We start from the raw sequence: 16,867 nt of genomic DNA on the forward strand, positions 1-16,867 counted from the left end.
ATTTCAGCACCATGTCGTCACTCTCCAACGTCTGCCCCGATATCGTCCTGATCGGCGCTGGGATCATGAGTTCAACACTCGCCGCCCTGCTGCGCGAGCTGGATCCGTCGCTCTCGATGGTGATGTTCGAGACCCTCTCCGACTGCGGGCAGGAAAGCTCCTATGCCTGGAACAATGCCGGGACCGGACATGCAGGCAACTGCGAACTGAACTACACGCCACAGCGCGCGGATGGCAGCGTCGACATCTCCAAGGCGCTGGCGGTCAATACGGAATTCGACCTTTCCCGGCAGCTCTGGGCCCACTGGGTGCGTGAAGGCCGCATTGCCGATCCGGCCGCGTTCGTTCAGCCCTGCCCGCATATCAGTCTGGTGTGGGGTGCGGAAAATGTGGCGTTCCTCAAAGCCCGTTATGAGGCCATGGTCGCCCATCACTGCTTTGCCGACATGGAATATACCGATGATCCGGCGGTCATCGCGCAATGGGCCCCGCTGGCCATGGCGGGGCGCGATACAACACAGCCGGTCGCGGCCACGCGCATCAGGGAAGGCACGGACGTCAATTTCGGTGCCCTGACACATGCCCTGACCGCATCGCTCAAGACCGACCGTAACGTCTCCATCCAGTACAACCATCGCGTTACGGATCTGACCCGAACCGAGGACGGCCGCTGGCGCGTTACGGCAACGGACACCGAAAACGGTCACGCCACGACGGTTCTGACGCGCTTCGTGTTCATCGGCGCGGGCGGCAATGCCCTGCCGCTGCTCCAGAAATCCGGCATCCCCGAAGCGACACATTATGCTGGCTTCCCCGTGAGCGGCCTGTGGCTGCGCTGCACCGACCCGGCCATCACGCGCCAGCACCACGCCAAGGTCTATGGCAAGGCCCCCGTCGGTTCCCCGCCCATGTCGGTCCCGCATCTCGATACCCGTGTGATCGACGGGAAATCCTGCCTGCTGTTCGGGCCCTATGCCGGCTTTTCCACGAAATTTCTCAAGAGCGGGTCGTGGACGGATTATTTCCGCTCCCTCACACTAAAAAACATCATCCCTGCCCTGACGGCCGGAAAAGACAATCTCGGCCTGCTGGACTATCTCGTGAAGCAGGTCATCCAGACGAACGAGGCGCGTTTCCGGGCCCTTCTGGACTTTTATCCCACTGCGCGCCCCGAGGACTGGAGCAAGGTCGTGGCCGGGCAGCGGGTGCAGATCATCCGACCGGACAGTGGCCTGCATGGGAAACTGCGCTTCGGCACCGAACTCGTCAAAAACGCTGACCGCTCCCTTGTCGCGGTGCTGGGTGCCTCTCCCGGCGCCTCCATCGCGGCGTCCGTGGCACTTCAGGTCGTACAGGGCTGTTTCCCGGAGCGCCTTGTCGAGGGCGACTGGCTGCCACGTCTGCGTCAGGTTTTCCCTGCCTATGACGTGGATCTGACACAGGATGCAGCCGCCTGCGCAACGCTTCGCCGGGACACGGCGCAGGTGCTGGGCATTGCGAGTGAGGCCGGATGATCACCTTTTGGGGCCGGATTGTGTTCATGAGGCGTTACAGACCTGTTCCGGCCTGATATGGTGAATGTGATTTTACATTCATCTGTTTGCTTTCACGCTCAGGAATCGATTTGAGACATGACTGATGGTCCGGGCTCCGTGATCCCCACCGCCTTGCCGCAGAGTTCAAAACGACGGGATAATTCGGCCCGCCAGAAACAGATCCTCGACGTTCTTCTCGAAACCGGTAGTGCTACGATCGAAGGTCTGGCCGAGCGTTTCGATGTCAGCCGCATGACGATCCACCGCGACGCACATGCGCTGGTCCAGCAGGGTCTGATCGACAAGCTGCATGGCAGCATCGTTCTGCGCAACAAGGTTACAACACAGAAAACCGTCAATTTCCGCCGCTCCCGGGCGACGGATCTCAAGGACGCCATCATCCAGCGGGCCATCTCGCTGATCCAGCCTGAACAGGTTCTGGTTCTGGATGACTCCACAACCGTTGCGGCGATGCTGCCCCTGCTCCCAGCCCTGGCGCCACTGACGATCATCACAAACGCTGTCGGCGTGATCCAGGCGCTCTCGCCCTATCCCAACCTGAAGCTGATCTGCCTTGGCGGCGACTATAACCCGCCGCGCAATGCCTTCTTCGGTCTGGTCTGCGAGCAGGCGGCGCAGTCGCTGCGGGCGAACATGATGTTCCTCTCGACATCCATCATCCACAACGGAACCGCGTTCCAGAACGATCAGGACGTGGTGAAGGTCAAGCGGGCCATGATGGACATCGCGGATCAGTGCGTCCTGCTAGTGGACAGCACGAAGTTCCGCAAGGGCGGCCTGCACCGTCTGGCGTCCCTGTCGGAATTCGACCGGGTTCTGACGGACTCCCACCTCAAGCCGTCCATTGCCAAGGCCCTGGCGCAGGACGACGTGAAGCTCGAAATCTGCACCTGACTCCTGTTCTCAGGCGTCGGGCAGCGCCTGCATGAACTGTTTCAGGTTTCCGCGGAGCGCCTTTTCGAACAGGGTCAGGGTTTCGCTGCCGACGTAATGCTCCACGCCTTCGGCATCGACGCGGGCATTTTCCGCGCTCACGCCCAGCGCCAGCAGGAACGCTTCTACGATCCGGTGCCGGTGCCGCGCCCTGTCCGCCATGTCCTGCCCGGCGGCCGTGAGGAAAACACCGCGATAGGGCTTCTGCGTCACGTAGCCTTCCGTCGCAAGGCGGGCGAGCATCTTCGCCACCGTCGGCTGTGAGACGCCCAGACGCCCGGCGATATCGACCTGCCGGGCCTCCTGCCCTTCGGACAGCAGATCCGAGATCAGTTCAACATAGTCCTCGACCAGCACATTGCGCCGCGCCTCGCGATTGGCACGGAACCCTTCGGAATGAGTTTCGACGTCAGGCAGCGTCTCCTTGGGCGCGAGATCCCTGAGACGTCTTTTCCGTTCCATGCGCCGTCCTGTGCCTCCCTGCAGAAAACATTATTCACGGCGGAATAAAACATTCCTGACATGTATGCCAGTAGGATCCATCACGTTTTCCCGATATCCCGGTTTTTCATGAGGCTCATCAATATAGCATGTTGAATATTCATTCCCGATGGGATTGAATACACCCCTGATGTCAGACACCCCCTCGCCCCACACCCCATCCCCGGAGATGCGCCCGAGCCTGCCCGATGCCTTTTCCAGCATCCGGGTTCCGGGAGCGGATGCGTCCTGGTTCAGGCGCTTCATGGCCTTTGTTGGGCCGGGGTTCATGGTTTCGGTCGGCTATATGGATCCGGGCAACTGGGCCACGGACCTGCAGGGCGGGTCGCGCTACGGCTATACGCTGCTCTGCGTCATCATGCTGTCGAACCTGATGGCCATCCTGCTTCAGGCGCTTTCCGCCCGCCTCGGAATCGCGACCGGACGGGATCTGGCGCAGGCCTGCCGGGATCATTTCTCGCCGGGCGTGAACATCGTGCTGTGGCTGGCCTGCGAACTGGCCATCATCGCCTGCGATCTGGCGGAAGTGATCGGCACGGCCGTGGCGCTTCAGCTTCTGTTCGGTCTGCCGCTTCTGGGCGGCGCGCTGCTCTCCATTCTGGACGCACTGGTGGTCCTGCTGCTGATGAACCGGGGCTTCCGGTATCTGGAAGCCTTCGTGATCGCGCTTTTAGGCATCATCGCGCTGTGCTTCGGCATCCAGCTTGTCGCAGCAGCCCCGCCCGTCCACAGCATTATGGCCGGGCTCCTCCCCGATCCGAAGATCGTGACGACGCCGGGGATGCTCTATGTCGCCATCGGCATCATTGGTGCCACGGTCATGCCGCATAACCTGTATCTGCATTCCTCGATCGTGCAGACCCGCGCCTATGAGCGCACACCAGCGGGGCGGCGGGACGCCATCCGCTGGACGACCTGGGACAGCACGATTGCCCTGACGCTGGCGCTGTTCATCAATGCGGCGATCCTGATTGTGGCAGCGGCCGCGTTTCACACTTCCGGCCATCAGGACGTAGCGGAAATCCAGGATGCCTACAGGCTGCTTTCCCCGATCCTCGGGCTTGGCATGGCGTCCACGCTGTTCGCGTTGGCCCTTCTGGCGGCTGGTACGAACTCGACGATCACCGGCACACTGGCCGGACAGATCATCATGGAGGGCTTTCTGCACCTCCGCATCCCGCACTGGGCCAGACGGCTTCTGACGCGCGGGCTGGCGATTGTGCCGGTCGCAATCGTCACGCTGATTTACGGCAACCGGGGCGTGGGCGATCTGCTGATGGCCAGTCAGGTCATCCTGTCGCTGCAACTGCCCTTTGCCGTCATACCGCTGGTCATGTTCGTCTCGGACCGCCGGAAAATGGGCGAGTTCGTGATTTCCGCCCCCGTTCGCATAATCTCATGGGGCGTTGCCGGACTTATCCTGCTGCTGAACTTCAAGCTGCTTTACGACACGCTGGCGGGCTGAGCATTAGGTCGGGTTGGCGACCCACGGGTTCGCCCGGAAAACCGACCATCCCGTATGCTGCACCAGCCGTTCCAGCGCACGGGTCCCCAGCAGGGAATTGCCCTGCGCGTTCAGTCCCGGCGACCACACGGCAATAGACGCCACACCCGGCGCAATGGCGAGGATGCCGCCACCCACACCGGATTTTCCCGGCAGACCGACACGGATAGCAAAAGCGCCGGAACCGTCATAATGGCCGCACATCATCATCAGCGCGAGGATCGTCTGGGCATTGCGCTCGGACATGATGCGCTCACCCGTAAGCGGGTTCCGGCCGCCCGTCATCAGACAGGTCCCGACCTGCGCCAGCTGATGACAGCTCATGGTGAGCGCGCATTGATGGAAATAGAAATCCAGCGTGTCCTCGACCACATTGCGGATATTCCCGAAGGTCCGCATGTAGTTCGCCAGCGCCATGTTGCGAAAACCGGTCTCACGCTCCTGCCGGGCGACATCCGTGTCAATGTCGATCGAGGACGGGTCACTCACCAGCGGACGCAGAAACTCCAGCAGACGCGTCTGGGCATTCTCACGGCCATAACGGGAGACCAGAATGTCAGCGATGACGATGGCGCCCGCATTGATGAACGGATTGCGGGGAATGCCCTGTTCGTTTTCAAGCTGAACGATGGAATTGAACGCGCTGCCCGACGGCTCCTGACGCACCCGTCCCCACAGTTCGTCACCCATGGCATTGAGCGCCATGCTCAGGCTGAACACCTTGGACACACTCTGCACCGAGAACGGGATTTCCGCGTCCCCGACCGTATGCGTTTCCCCGTCCATGCCCACAACGGCCATGCCAAACCTGTTCAGATCCACCCGTGCAAGCGGGGGAATGTAATTGGCGACCGTGCCCCGTTCGGAGGCCGTGCGCATTTCCTCTGCGATCGAGACGATAATGGACGCAACTGTGCTCATGGGGCCCCGGACTGTGAAACGCGATGTGACTGAAAGAACAGGAGTTTCACAGACAGGTGAACCCGTGAGCAACCCGCAGGATCATACGGAGCGATATGCGCGCAAAGCATGGCTGAAAGAGAATGTCTTCCAGCCATGCAGATCCCGTCATGTCAGGGCGAAACGACCCGATGCCGGACCACCTGCCCGACGATCACCAGCGCGGGCGATCTGACCTTCGCTTCGGCCGCCTGCTGCACGATGGTGGCCAGCGTCCCGGTAAAGACCCGTTGTGTGGGCTGCGTGCCCCGTTCCACAATCGCCACCGGCCAGTCGGCAGGCAGGCCTTTTCCCAGAAGTCCGGCGGCAAGCTGCGGCAGGGTCGAGATGCCCATATAGATCACCACCGTCTGGCGGCGGTCGGCCATGTCGTCCCAGGGCAGATCCAGAACACCGTCCGCCTTTGCATGTCCGGTCACGAACAGGCAGGCCTGCGCGCAGTCGCGATGCGTCAGCGGAATGCCGGAATAGGCCGCGCATCCATTGGCGGCGGAAATGCCCGGGACCAGCCGGAAGGCAACCCCGGCTTCGACCAGAGCTTCGATTTCCTCACCGCCACGCCCAAAAATGAACGGGTCCCCACCCTTGAGACGCAGGACACGCTCGCCGGCCTGTGCACGGCGGACCATCTCGCGGTTGATCTCGTCCTGCGGCAGGGCATGACGGTCCCGCTGCTTGCCGACGAAGACGAGTTCGGCGTCCCTGCGCACCATATCCAGCAAGGCTGGCGAGACCAGATTGTCATAAAGAACGGAATCCGCATTCTGCATCAGGTGCAGCGCCTTGAGGGTCAGCAGATCCGGATCACCGGGACCGGCCCCGACCAGCCAGACCTCTCCCGCCTTGCGCTCCCCGTCCAGCAGCGCCTCCAGTCGCGTATCCGCCCTGCTTTCATCACCAGAACGCGCAGCTTCCGCGCCGGGACCATCCAGAAAATCCTCCCAGATGCGTTTGCGATCCTGAACATTGGGATAGCGCCCCGAAACGAGCGCCCGGCGGGACTGCATATAGGCCGCCAGACGGCCTGTGCCTTCCGGCAGCAGTGTCTCGATCTGTTCGCGCAGGCGGCGCGCCAGAACAGGGGCCGCGCCTCCCGTAGATACGGCCACACGCACCATGCCCCGGCGCACCTGAGCGGGCGTGATGAAACTGGAAGGTCCGGGATCGTCCACCGCGCAGACGGGGATATTCAGTGCATCAGCCAGAGCAGCAACCTGCCGGTTGGTGTTCCGGCTGTCGGTCGCGGCATAGACCAGCCGGCAGCCCGGAAGCAGATGGCGCAAGACCGCCTCATCCGCGCGTTCGCCCACATGGCGTACCCTGTCATTCTCGACCCAGCCCTGTACGACCGGGTGCAGTTTTTCGGCCAGGACGTCGATCCGCGCTCCGTGATCGAGCAGCAGCCGTCCCTTGTTGACGGCGATTTCTCCGCCGCCCACGAGCAGGACCCGCGCGCCCGAAAGACGGATGGAAATGGGAAACCAGCCGCCGTCCTGAGGGGAATCCGGGCTGGAATGGTGAGGCTGGGTATTCATCGAGGCACGGATTTTCCGGATCGGGGGAGACGCTTGCGTGCCGCATTCAGCGACAGGCCGGCCGGAAGGTCAAATCCGGCAGTTCCGTGCCTTCAGGTTCGGGGACGTGCCTTTGCCCGGCACGTCCCGGCGGGCGCTGTTACCAGCCGCCCTGTCCCCCCTGACCACCGCCCATGCCGCCGCCATTCATGCCGCCCATACCCTGGCCACCACCCATACCCTGGCCGCCCATGCCACCCTGACCCTCACCGCGGTCGCCACGATGATGGTGATGTTCGCCGCCGCGGCGGTCATCGTAAGGACCGTCACAGGCGGTCAGCGACAGGGTCAGACCGGCTCCGAGAGCCAGAGCAAGAATCTTTTTCATAAGATGCTCCATCAGCAATGTTTCAGTGCCGAGGATGCCCGATGAAATATGGTATTCTCAAGGACAGGAACGTAACGGACAATGACAGCATCCGATTTTGCGGGGATATTCCGCCAGACAGGTGCATGGAAATGCTATAACCGTTCGCGAACAGAGGTCCTGTTGACTGGCTCTCCCGGACTGCACTTCTTTTCAGGGCAGAGGTTTCATGGCTCAGTTGATAGTGAAAATCTTCAAGTCCATTCAGGAGGGTCCCGGTTTTCTTGTATTGCTCGGGGTTCTGGTCGCTGCGGTCTTTGTGGGATATGAAGTCCTGCATGCGCTGGTCGGATAAGGCTTTCGCCACCGCCGCGATGCGCATCGCCACAGACAGGACCCCAGCATGACAAAAGGCGATCTTGAAAAGCGTCTCGACTTTCTCCGGGAAGCGTCGCGCCTCAAGGACATCCTGAGGCGGACCTACACCCATGGCGGCCAGACCGAGAGCACGGCGGAGCATACCTGGGCGCTCTGCCTGCTGGTCATGACCTTCGCCGACCAGCTTGAGGGCATCGACCTTCTGAAGCTACTGAAAATCTGCATCCTGCATGATCTCGGGGAAGCCATTCACGGTGATGTACCCGCGATCTCGCTGCACGCCTCGGCCAACAAGTCCGCGCAGGAACGCGAGGATCTGCTGACGATCATGGCGCCGCTGCCTGAGGAACTTCAGGCCGAGTTTCTGGCGCTGTGGGACGAATATGAAAACGCGGCCTCTCCCGAAGCCCGGCTGGCCAAGGCCTTCGACAAGATCGAAACCATCAGTCAGCACAATGCCGGTCTCAATCCGGATGATTTCGACCATACGTTCAATCTGACCTATGGCCGCCAATATACCGATGCCACGGAACTGACGCGCCAGATCCGCGCCATTCTCGATGAAGAAACGCGCCGGAATATGATGCGAAACCGGAACATGGTTCCCGGCTGAACAGCCCTTTGTGCTCGACACCGTAACATAAATCCGCCAGAAACGGCTCCAAATGGCCTTCCGCTGTTACGATATCCTTACAGAATCGTGACATTCTGCATCTGATGCGGACGTTCCAGGCCCGCACCAGACACAGGAGCCGGCAGACGCGCGCATGCCAGATCATGACCTGAAAACCCCAGCAGCACCGGCACGGCCGGGGCTGCGTCCGGCTCTCGGTCTTGTCTGGGGCCTCGGCAGCCTCCTCTCCGCTCCTTCTGCCCTCGCGCAGACCGCTGCGAACACCCTCACCACGCCCTCTGCCACCCAGAACAGCGCGACGACCGTGACCACGTCCACGACGTCCATCAATGGCGGCGAGAAAATCGAGGTCAAAGCCCATAAACCCGCCAGCGCCGTGCTGGGCGATGCCAAGCCGATCATGCAGATCCAGGCCGATGAAATCCGCTCTTATGGCGTCGATACCGCAGCGGATCTGCTGACGGCCATTGCGCCGGAAACCCGTTCAGGACGCGGCGCGACCGGCAACACACCGGTCGTCCTGCTGAACGGCAAGCGCATTTCGGGCATGCAGGAAGTCAATGACCTTCCCTTCGAGGCCATCGCACGGGTCGAGATCTTCACCGAGGAAGAGGCCCTGCGCTACGGCTATCCGGCCGACGAGCGCGTGGTGAACATCATCACCGTGAAGCATTTCCGGGCCGTGCGGATGCGGGCCTATGGCAGCACATCCACCGATGGCGGCGGTGATGATGGCGTTCTGGGCGCCAGCTTCACGAAGCTCTCCGGAGAGCGGCGGATCAATCTGAGTGCGCGCTATGAGGCACAGGCGCGTCTTCTGGACAGCGACCGCGGCGTCACGCCCCCTTCCGCCAGCAGTCTCTATTCCAATGCAGGCAACGTCACATCCACGGACGGCGGCAGTCTCGACCCGGCGCTTGATGCGCTCGTCGGGCAGAGCGTGACATCTGCGGGCGTGCCGTCGCTCGCATCAGGGCAGATCCCGACCCTTCAGGATTTCACGACTTATGCCAATGCACCGCATGTCAGTTCAGACGCCTCGGATTACAGCCTTCAGCCAAGAACGCATGAACTGAACCTGAACGGTGTCTATGCGGACCAGATCTTCAAGGACGTCTCGGCCTCCTTCAACGCCAGCTACACCCACAGCAATTCCGAAAGCCTTCAGGGACCGGCCCGCGGCATCCTGACCCTCCCGTCCGGCAGCCTGTACTCACCGTTCTCGCAGGACACGCTCCTGTACCGGGACTACACCAACGTCTCCGCGCTTCAGCAGAGGTCTCATACGGATTCCGTTCATGCCGGGCTGAATTTCAATGGCGACGTGGGGAACTGGAAGTGGAACAGCACCGGAAGTTTCGACCGCTCCACCACCGCGACCAACAGCCAGACCGGGCTTGATCTGAGCGCCGCCCAGACGGCGCTGACGGAGGGCCTGGTCGGCTTCGATCCGTTCTCGGAAGTGGACCGAAGCTGGCTGAACAGCCGGCTGGTCAATCAGGGCCATACCACCGGCACGACCGGCAAAATCAGCGGTCTGGTCTCCGGCTCGCTGTTCTCCCTGCCCGCCGGTGATGTCTCGACCAGCATTGCCCCCACCGGCACCCTGACCGAACAGAACGCGACCTCCATCAGCCAGGGCAAGCTGCAGCGCACCCATATCAGCCGCGATGTCGGCACCCTTCAGATCAACGGCGACATTCCCATTGCCAATGCGCGCAAGCATGTCCTGTCGTTCCTGGGAAAGCTGGATGCGAACGTCAACGGCGCGGTCAGCCAGGTGTCCCATTTCGGAACACTCGGGACGATCGGCGGGGGCGTGACCTGGGAGCCCGTCTCCTGGGTCCAGTTCCCCTTCTCCGTGACCGACCGGACAGAAGCCCCCAGCGCCACCAGTCTCGTCGCCCCGCAGATCGAGACCCCCAACGTCACGACCTATGACTATGTCACAGGACGCTCCGTGCAGGTGACGACCATCTCAGGCGGCAACCGGAACCTGCGCGCGGCGGACCGGCACGAGATCAGCATTGGCACCATCCTTTCCCCGGCTTTTCTCGAAGGAGCCCGGCTGCATGTAAATTATGTCCGGGACCGCAACCACAACCCGGTCATGAGCCTGCCGACCGCAACGGCGGCCATCGAGGAAGCCTTCCCGGACCGTTACCAGCGCAATTCGGACGGAATTTTGGATGTCGTCGATATCCGCCCCGTCAATGCGCTCATGGAAAAGCGCAATGAATGGAATGCGACCTTCTCGTTTTCCAGACCGCTCGGGAAGAAACCCGAAGGAAAAGGCGGCAAACATGGCGCTGGCGGCCGGTATTACATCGTTCTGACGCAGGTCTGGCGCCTCAAGGACACGGTACAGCTCCGGTCGGGCCTGGCGCCAATCGATCTGCTCAATGGCGGGACGATTGGCGGCACCGGGGGTCAGCCCCGCCACGAAGTCGAGCTTCAGGGGGGCGTGTTCAAGAACGGCCTGGGTTTCCGTCTCGTCACCAAATGGCAGTCCGCAACCTCCACCCTCGCCAGCACCCACGCCAACAGCCTGTTCTTCAGCGATCTGGCGACCGTGGATATGACGGCCTTCGCCGATCTGGGCGAAATCCCCCGCTGGCAGAACCGGAACTGGGCGAAGAATTTCCGGGTCATGGTCTCGGTCAGCAACCTGTTCAACAGCCGCATCCGTGCCCGCAACGGCTCGGGCATCACGCCCGCCGGCTATGAACCGGCCTTTCTCGACCCGCTCGGGCGGACCATCTCGTTTTCCATCCGCAAATCGGTTTGACCCGGCTCAGCCACCCGACACATAGACGCGGTGGAAACGGCTTCCCAACGCCGTCAGGACCTCGTAGCCGATCGTCCCTGCCGAGCGCGCCAGCGCATCCACATCCTGCGCCGGCCCCAGCACCGACAGCACGTCCCCCGCTTTCAGACCGGCAGGCGCATCGGTCAGATCAACGGAAATACTGTCCATCGAAACACGTCCGATGACCGGAAGCCGGGTCTGCCCATACCAGACAGCACCCCGCCCCGCCTGGGCCCGGAAGAACCCGTCCGCATAGCCAAGCCCCAGCGTGGCGATCCGTGTGGGCCTCGTGGCTGTCCAGCCCAGCCCGTACCCGACGCGGTCTCCAGCCTGCACCGTCCGGATCTGCACGATCCGCGCATCGAGCGAAACGACAGGCTTCAGGGCGCGGCTCCCTTCGAAAGGCGCGATCCCATAAAGGGCGGCACCCGGACGGATCAGTTCAAAATGGTAGTCCGGGCCAAGGAAAATCCCCGAAGAGGCCGCTAGGGACCGGGGCACGCCCGGAAAGCCGGCGGCCATTTCCACGAAGCGCTTCCGCTGCATCCCGTTGGCGGGATTGTCCGGCGTATCCGCGCAGGCCAGATGGCTCATCACCAGTTGCAGGTTCAGCCCCTCAAAAACCGGACGATCCTGAAGGTCCTCGGCAGTCAGGCCAAACCGGGACATCCCCGTATCGAACTGGAGCGCTGCGGGAAAGGCACAGCCCTTTTCCCCGCAGAGCCGCTGCCAGCTTCGAACCTGTTCAAGATCGTTGAGGACGGGAATCAGGCCATGGGCCTGCATGCTGCCTTCACAGCCGGGCATGAAACCGTGCAGCACGAAAATGCGGGCTTCGGGAAGGGTGACTCGCAGGGCGATCCCTTCGTCAAGATGTGCGACAAAGAATGTCTTTGCGCCGCGGGCCACAAGAACGGGAGCCACCCGATCCGTCCCCAGTCCATAGGCATCGGCTTTGACGACGGCCGCACATTCCGCGCCGGCGCCAAGAGCGGCAACGAGATCGTAATTCCCGGCGATAGCCTGTAGACTGACGCCCAGCCAGGCTCCGGCCCGTGCAGATGCTTCGTTCTGAAAAACTGTTTGCATGTGGCTGCCCAAAAGACTGCAATGCTTTCTTATGGCACTCCAGTCTCATGAAGCAACGGCACGGCCCTCTTTTCACACCGGGCTTTTCACATCAGGAATTCTGCGCAACAAGACGCCATGCACTGCATGCGAATGCAATCTTCAGTCACAAAAAGTGAGTTCAGATTTCCGGGGAAACGCCTATTTCTGGTGCCCAACGGAGTTAACGGCAAGACTGTCACGAAAGTTTCCATAAATTGATGTCAGACGACTCATCGTCTTCTCAGGCTGTAAGACCAGGTGGTGTCCAGCGTGTCATGAGCAATCTGGGCGTTCTTCTGGGAGGACGCGCAGTCAATGCCCCGCTGAGCCTCATCCATATCTGGATGGCGACCCACCTGCTGGGGAGCTACAGCTTCGGACTCGTCGCGATGATGTATGCCTTCGCGCGAACGATGGGCGACATCGTGGATTTCCAGTCCTGGCAGACCGTTCTGCATTATGGCCTGCGTCCCCTGACGCAGGGCGACCGTCGGGGTTTCCAGAAAATCGTCTCCTTCAGTCTGCTGCTGGACAGCTTCGGCGGTCTGCTGGGTTTTGGCGGGGGCGTCCTCATCAGCCTTCTGGCCATGAATCTTCTGGGCTGGCCGCCTGAGATCCACGTCATCGGCGTCGTCTACTGCATCTCCATCCTTTTCATGGCATCCGCCACTGCAACGGGCCTTCTGAGGGTTTTCGACCGGTACGACCTGCTGGCCGTACAGGGCACCGTGGCCACCATCGTCCGCGTGATTGGTACGGCTTCGATGGCTCTGGGCTGGGCGTCGGTAACGGCGCTTGCCAGTGTCTGGATGGCCGCAGAAGTGACGGCCTGGGGTACGATCTTTTTCATGGCGACCCGCGAGATGTATCGCCGGGACCTGATCCGTGGCCTCTTCCATGAAATGCGCGGCATCCTGCCCGAGATCCTGAGCGGACAGTTTTTCCGCACCTATCCGGGGATCTGGCGTTTCGCGCTGAACACGAACCTCAATTCCACGCTCGCCCTCGCCTTCGGCCATATCGGCACCCTCGTGGTCGGCGCCTTCGTCGGCCCGACGAGCGCCGGCTACTACCGGATTGCAAGCCAGATCGCGGCCGGGATCGCCAAGCCCGCGACCCTGATCCAGACGACCGTCTATCCCGAAATGGCCCGGCTGTGGCGCGACAGGGCCATGAACCGGCTGTATCGCCTGACGGGTCAGATTGCCCTGATGGCTGGCGGAATCGGAACGGCCCTGCTCCTGCTCACGCTGTTCGCCGGACGTCCGCTCCTGCAGCTCTATATCGGCCACAAGGGGGCGACAGAAGCCCTTCCCGTCACGCTGTGGCTGCTGGCCGCTGAAGTAGTCACCGTCTGGGGCCTGCCGCTGGAGCCGCTGCTGTTCACGACGAACCGCTCCGGCGCCGCGATCGGTGCCCGTATTCTGGAATGTACCTTCTTCCTCCCGGCCCTGGTAATGATGGTTCGTCATTACGGGCTGAGCGGCGTCGGGCCGGCGACATTATGTGGCGTCACCCTTCTGATCACGATCCAGCTTGTCTTCGTGATCCGCACGGCCCGCAGTCCGCAGGGGCTTGCGGCATGAAGGTGGCATTCCCTCTCATCGGCCAGCGTCACCAGACCCTGCACGCCCTGCCCATCGCGCTGGAAGTTTCCGCGCGCCATCCGGACGTTGCGGTCCATGTCTCGTGCCTGACCGTGAGCCATCTCGAACTGGCACGCTCGCTGGCGACGCTCTATCCGGAAGCCCGGGTGCAATTCGATCTGCTCCCGATCTCCCCCAAGCTCCGCCGCCGGATCGAACTGCACGGGCTTCGGGTGGTGGATCGTCTGATCGGGCTTTTCGCCTCCAGGCATTATTTCCGGACCTTCGATGCGATCATCGTGCCGGAAGCGACGTCCCTGCAGCTCCGCCACATGGGCGTGCGGCGTCCGAAAATGATCTGGACGGGCCATGGCGCCGGTGACCGCGCGATCGGCTTTGCCCGGCATCTCGGAAAGTTCGACTTCCTGCTGGTTCCCGGACGCAAGGTGGAGCAGCGCATGCTGGAAAAGGGCATCATCCGCCCCGGCGCCTATCATCGCGGCACCTACGCCAAGTTTGATCTCGTGCGACGCATGGATGCGAAACGGCCGAAACTCTTCAACAACAACCGGCCGACGATCCTGTATAATCCGCATTTCCTGCGCCGCCTGTCCTCATGGCCGGAAATGGGGCATCAGATCCTGCAGTTCTTTGCCACGCAGGATCGCTACAACCTTGTTTTCGCACCGCATTTCCGTCTCTTCGACAATCATCGCGAAGAGGGGGAAGCCCTGAGGCGCCAGTATGGGCATCTGTCGCACATGCTGATCGACCCGGGAAGCCACCGGAGCATCGACATGACCTATACGATGGGGGCAGACCTCTATCTGGGGGATGTCAGCAGCCAGGTGGCCGAGTTCATGATCCGCCCGCGCCCTTGTCTCTTTCTCAACGCCCACCATGTCAAATGGCATGGAAATCCGGACTACCAGTTCTGGACGCTGGGGCCAGTGACGGAAAATGTATCGGATCTGGGCTCCAAGATAGAGAATGCTTTCGAAACGCATCCTCGTTTTCTTGAGGCACAGCGCCAATATGTATTAGAGACATTCGAAACACTGGGCGATGAGCCCACTGCTCCCGCTGCCGCGGATGCAATTGTCGATTTTCTGAAAAGGGCTGCCTGATGTCAGGTAATCCAAACGGAGCTAGTCCAGGTTTGACCGAGGCCAACCAGAACCCAACCGCCAATCCCGTTCCGACGCCAAGCCGTTCCGGCCTGGAAAGACGTTACGGAGATTTCCCCAGCTTTGCGGCCGCCCTTGATTACGCGGCCCAGGGCGAGAGCGGATTCAACATCTATTCCGGCCGGGGGCAGCTTCTCGAGGCATTGCCATACCGTCTGCTGCGCGAGCAGGCCCGTTCCATGGCCTGCCGCCTACTGGGTCTTGGTCTGGTCCCGGGCGATCGCGTCGCGATCGTGGCGGAAAGCGATGGTGACTTCGCCCGGATCTTCTTCGGCTGCCAGTATGCAGGCCTGGTCCCGGCGCCGCTCCCCCTGCCGGTCGCCTTCGGCGGACGCGAGGGTTATGTGACGACGCTGCGCGGCATGATCCAGAGCGCCGCAGCCCGCGCCGTTGTGGTGCCTGACGTGATCGGAAGCTGGACGGCGGATATTGTGGATGGCCTCGACCTGGTCTTCGGCGGCTCGCCCGCTGACTTGTACCGTCACGCCGAAGCCCGTGTCGAACTGCCGGAAATTGCCCCGACAGCCCTGTCCTATCTCCAGTTTTCCTCGGGGAGCACACGCTTTCCGATGGGCGTTTCGGTCACGCAGGCGGCCGGCATGGCCAATGCCCGCGCCATCGCCCACGACGGTCTTCACGTCTACCCGGCCGAAGACCCGCGCGATGACCGCTGCGTCTCCTGGCTGCCGCTCTATCATGACATGGGGCTGGTCGGCTTCTTCCTGACGCCCCTGACGTGCCAGCTTTCCGTCGATCTGCTGCCCACCCGCGAATTCGCGCGTCGTCCGCATGTCTGGCTGGACCTGATTTCCCGCAACCGCGGCACGATCGCCTACAGCCCGTCCTTCGGGTACGAACTCTGCGCCCGCCGCAGCGGTCAGGCCGATCTGGACCTGTCGTGCTGGCGCATTGCCGGCATTGGCGGTGACATGATCCGCCATCATATCCTCGAAGGCTTTGCCGAGCGTTTCGCCTCCAACGGCTTCCGGGCCACCTCTTTCGTCGCGAGTTACGGCATGGCTGAGGCAACACTCGCCATCAGCTTCGCCCCGCTCAACACCGGCATCCAGACCGACACGATCGATCTGCGCCGCTTGGAGAAGGACGGTATTGCCGAGCCTTCCAACGATCCGTCCCATCCGCTGCGGACCTTTGTCCTGTGCGGCGAGGCCCTTCCCGATCATCAGATCGAAGTCCGCGACGCCGCAGGACATGATCTGGCGGACCGGCAGGTTGGCACCGTTTACGTGCGTGGACCGAGTCTCATGTGCGGCTATTTCCGCCGTCCCGATGAGACCGAAGCCGTCCTCGATGCGGATGGCTGGCTGAACACGGGTGATCTTGGCTATCACCTCAATGGCCAGATCGTCGTCACCGGCCGCGCTAAGGACCTGATCATCATCAACGGCCGCAATATCTGGCCGCAGGATCTGGAATGGTCCGCCGAAAGCGAGATCCCCACCCTGCGGTCGCGTGACGTGGCCGTCTTCTCCGTGGATGGCGACGAAGGCGAGAAGATCGTGGCACTCGTCCAGTGCCGCGCGACCGAGGATGAGAGCCGCAACCAGCTCCGCGACGAGGTCACGAGTCTGTTCCGCCGCCAGCACGGCGTGGATGTCGACGTCATTCTTGTGCCGCCGCGCACGCTTCCCCAGACCTCGTCCGGCAAGCTGACCCGCGCAAAGGCCAAGACCATGCTGCTCTCCGGTCAGTTCGAACAGCAGCCAGAAACCACGTCTTCGGTCGCCTGATCCCGAACCGGCTCCATCTGCCCTGCTGCCTGAAAAGGCAAAGGGGTGGCGAAAGGGGCCGGTTTGGAGCATAAGGC

General features: G+C 62.0%; 14 protein-coding genes. 8 read left to right on the top strand and 6 right to left on the bottom strand.

Going from position 1 to position 16,867, the window contains the following annotated elements; translation table 11 throughout:
- The first annotated feature begins 11 nt into the window (after nucleotides 1-11).
- Entirely contained in the window at nucleotides 12-1,514 is a 1,503-nt protein-coding gene (mqo, locus tag HKD31_RS06615; RefSeq protein ID WP_194265332.1) for a malate dehydrogenase (quinone), read from the top strand.
- A gap of 117 nt (nucleotides 1,515-1,631) precedes the next feature.
- A complete protein-coding gene (locus tag HKD31_RS06620; protein ID WP_062455291.1) occupies nucleotides 1,632-2,450 on the top strand; it encodes a DeoR/GlpR family DNA-binding transcription regulator in 819 nt (272 codons plus the stop codon).
- A 9-nt stretch (nucleotides 2,451-2,459) separates the two neighbouring features.
- Here the strand turns inward: HKD31_RS06620 and mntR are convergent, their stop codons facing one another.
- Nucleotides 2,460-2,951: a manganese-binding transcriptional regulator MntR gene (gene mntR / locus HKD31_RS06625; RefSeq protein ID WP_194265333.1), complete on the bottom strand. Its 492-nt coding sequence runs from the start codon at nucleotides 2,949-2,951 to the stop codon at nucleotides 2,460-2,462.
- 169 nt (nucleotides 2,952-3,120) lie between these two features.
- On the opposite strand from mntR, the gene HKD31_RS06630 reads away from it, so the two are divergent.
- Entirely contained in the window at nucleotides 3,121-4,455 is a 1,335-nt protein-coding gene (locus tag HKD31_RS06630) for an Nramp family divalent metal transporter (RefSeq protein ID WP_194265334.1), read from the top strand.
- Between the two features lie 3 nt (nucleotides 4,456-4,458).
- Here HKD31_RS06630 and HKD31_RS06635 read toward each other — a convergent pair whose 3' ends face one another.
- From HKD31_RS06635 to HKD31_RS06650, 4 genes are all read right to left on the bottom strand, one after another.
- Complete coding sequence (locus HKD31_RS06635) at nucleotides 4,459-5,415, bottom strand: glutaminase (protein WP_194265335.1); 957 nt, start codon at nucleotides 5,413-5,415, stop codon at nucleotides 4,459-4,461.
- Between the two features lie 152 nt (nucleotides 5,416-5,567).
- Nucleotides 5,568-6,989 (bottom strand): siroheme synthase CysG, encoded by a 1,422-nt coding sequence (cysG, locus tag HKD31_RS06640; RefSeq protein ID WP_194265336.1) that lies wholly within the window; start codon nucleotides 6,987-6,989, stop codon nucleotides 5,568-5,570.
- Nucleotides 6,990-7,128: 139 nt separating this feature from the next.
- Nucleotides 7,129-7,356 (bottom strand): hypothetical protein, encoded by a 228-nt coding sequence (locus HKD31_RS16250; RefSeq protein WP_155723197.1) that lies wholly within the window; start codon nucleotides 7,354-7,356, stop codon nucleotides 7,129-7,131.
- A gap of 22 nt (nucleotides 7,357-7,378) precedes the next feature.
- Nucleotides 7,379-7,723, bottom strand: coding sequence for a hypothetical protein (locus HKD31_RS06650; protein ID WP_194265337.1), 345 nt, complete (start codon nucleotides 7,721-7,723; stop codon nucleotides 7,379-7,381).
- A gap of 15 nt (nucleotides 7,724-7,738) precedes the next feature.
- Between HKD31_RS06650 and HKD31_RS06655 the strand changes: the two genes are divergently transcribed.
- On the top strand, nucleotides 7,739-8,326 hold the full coding sequence (locus HKD31_RS06655) for an HD domain-containing protein (protein ID WP_194265338.1): 588 nt from the start codon (nucleotides 7,739-7,741) through the stop codon (nucleotides 8,324-8,326).
- A 154-nt stretch (nucleotides 8,327-8,480) separates the two neighbouring features.
- Nucleotides 8,481-11,135, top strand: coding sequence for a TonB-dependent receptor (locus HKD31_RS06660; RefSeq protein ID WP_194265339.1), 2,655 nt, complete (start codon nucleotides 8,481-8,483; stop codon nucleotides 11,133-11,135).
- Between the two features lie 6 nt (nucleotides 11,136-11,141).
- On the opposite strand, the gene alr is transcribed toward HKD31_RS06660, so the two are convergent.
- On the bottom strand, nucleotides 11,142-12,245 hold the full coding sequence (gene alr / locus HKD31_RS06665) for an alanine racemase (protein WP_194265340.1): 1,104 nt from the start codon (nucleotides 12,243-12,245) through the stop codon (nucleotides 11,142-11,144).
- A 296-nt stretch (nucleotides 12,246-12,541) separates the two neighbouring features.
- Here alr and HKD31_RS06670 point away from each other — a divergent pair, with 296 nt between their 5' ends.
- The 3 genes from HKD31_RS06670 to HKD31_RS06680 are packed head-to-tail and all read left to right on the top strand — an operon-like array spanning nucleotide 12,542 to nucleotide 16,790.
- Nucleotides 12,542-13,852, top strand: coding sequence for a lipopolysaccharide biosynthesis protein (locus HKD31_RS06670; RefSeq protein WP_228120313.1), 1,311 nt, complete (start codon nucleotides 12,542-12,544; stop codon nucleotides 13,850-13,852).
- Complete coding sequence (locus HKD31_RS06675; RefSeq protein ID WP_062496722.1) at nucleotides 13,849-14,979, top strand: hypothetical protein; 1,131 nt, start codon at nucleotides 13,849-13,851, stop codon at nucleotides 14,977-14,979. The genes HKD31_RS06670 and HKD31_RS06675 overlap by 4 nt, the downstream gene beginning before the upstream one ends.
- On the top strand, nucleotides 14,979-16,790 hold the full coding sequence (locus HKD31_RS06680; protein ID WP_194265342.1) for a fatty acyl-AMP ligase: 1,812 nt from the start codon (nucleotides 14,979-14,981) through the stop codon (nucleotides 16,788-16,790). Before HKD31_RS06675 ends, HKD31_RS06680 begins: the two co-directional genes overlap by 1 nt.
- Nucleotides 16,791-16,867 lie beyond the last annotated feature (77 nt).

Origin of the sequence: Gluconobacter potus (assembly GCF_015244705.1) — a bacterium.
Classification (GTDB): domain Bacteria; phylum Pseudomonadota; class Alphaproteobacteria; order Acetobacterales; family Acetobacteraceae; genus Gluconobacter; species Gluconobacter potus.

What these genes read in the sequence shown, in the direction of transcription:
- HKD31_RS16250 (WP_155723197.1), bottom strand. Translation starts at nt 7,356, where the DNA reads ATGAAAAAGATTCTTGCTCTGGCTCTCGGAGCCGGTCTGACCCTGTCG.
- cysG (WP_194265336.1), bottom strand. Translation starts at nt 6,989, where the DNA reads ATGAATACCCAGCCTCACCATTCCAGCCCGGATTCCCCTCAGGACGGC.
- HKD31_RS06620 (WP_062455291.1), top strand. Translation starts at nt 1,632, where the DNA reads ATGACTGATGGTCCGGGCTCCGTGATCCCCACCGCCTTGCCGCAGAGT.
- mqo (WP_194265332.1), top strand. Translation starts at nt 12, where the DNA reads ATGTCGTCACTCTCCAACGTCTGCCCCGATATCGTCCTGATCGGCGCT.
- HKD31_RS06675 (WP_062496722.1), top strand. Translation starts at nt 13,849, where the DNA reads ATGAAGGTGGCATTCCCTCTCATCGGCCAGCGTCACCAGACCCTGCAC.
- mntR (WP_194265333.1), bottom strand. Translation starts at nt 2,951, where the DNA reads ATGGAACGGAAAAGACGTCTCAGGGATCTCGCGCCCAAGGAGACGCTG.
- HKD31_RS06670 (WP_228120313.1), top strand. Translation starts at nt 12,542, where the DNA reads ATGAGCAATCTGGGCGTTCTTCTGGGAGGACGCGCAGTCAATGCCCCG.
- HKD31_RS06630 (WP_194265334.1), top strand. Translation starts at nt 3,121, where the DNA reads ATGTCAGACACCCCCTCGCCCCACACCCCATCCCCGGAGATGCGCCCG.
- HKD31_RS06635 (WP_194265335.1), bottom strand. Translation starts at nt 5,415, where the DNA reads ATGAGCACAGTTGCGTCCATTATCGTCTCGATCGCAGAGGAAATGCGC.
- HKD31_RS06680 (WP_194265342.1), top strand. Translation starts at nt 14,979, where the DNA reads ATGTCAGGTAATCCAAACGGAGCTAGTCCAGGTTTGACCGAGGCCAAC.
- alr (WP_194265340.1), bottom strand. Translation starts at nt 12,245, where the DNA reads ATGCAAACAGTTTTTCAGAACGAAGCATCTGCACGGGCCGGAGCCTGG.
- HKD31_RS06660 (WP_194265339.1), top strand. Translation starts at nt 8,481, where the DNA reads ATGCCAGATCATGACCTGAAAACCCCAGCAGCACCGGCACGGCCGGGG.
- HKD31_RS06655 (WP_194265338.1), top strand. Translation starts at nt 7,739, where the DNA reads ATGACAAAAGGCGATCTTGAAAAGCGTCTCGACTTTCTCCGGGAAGCG.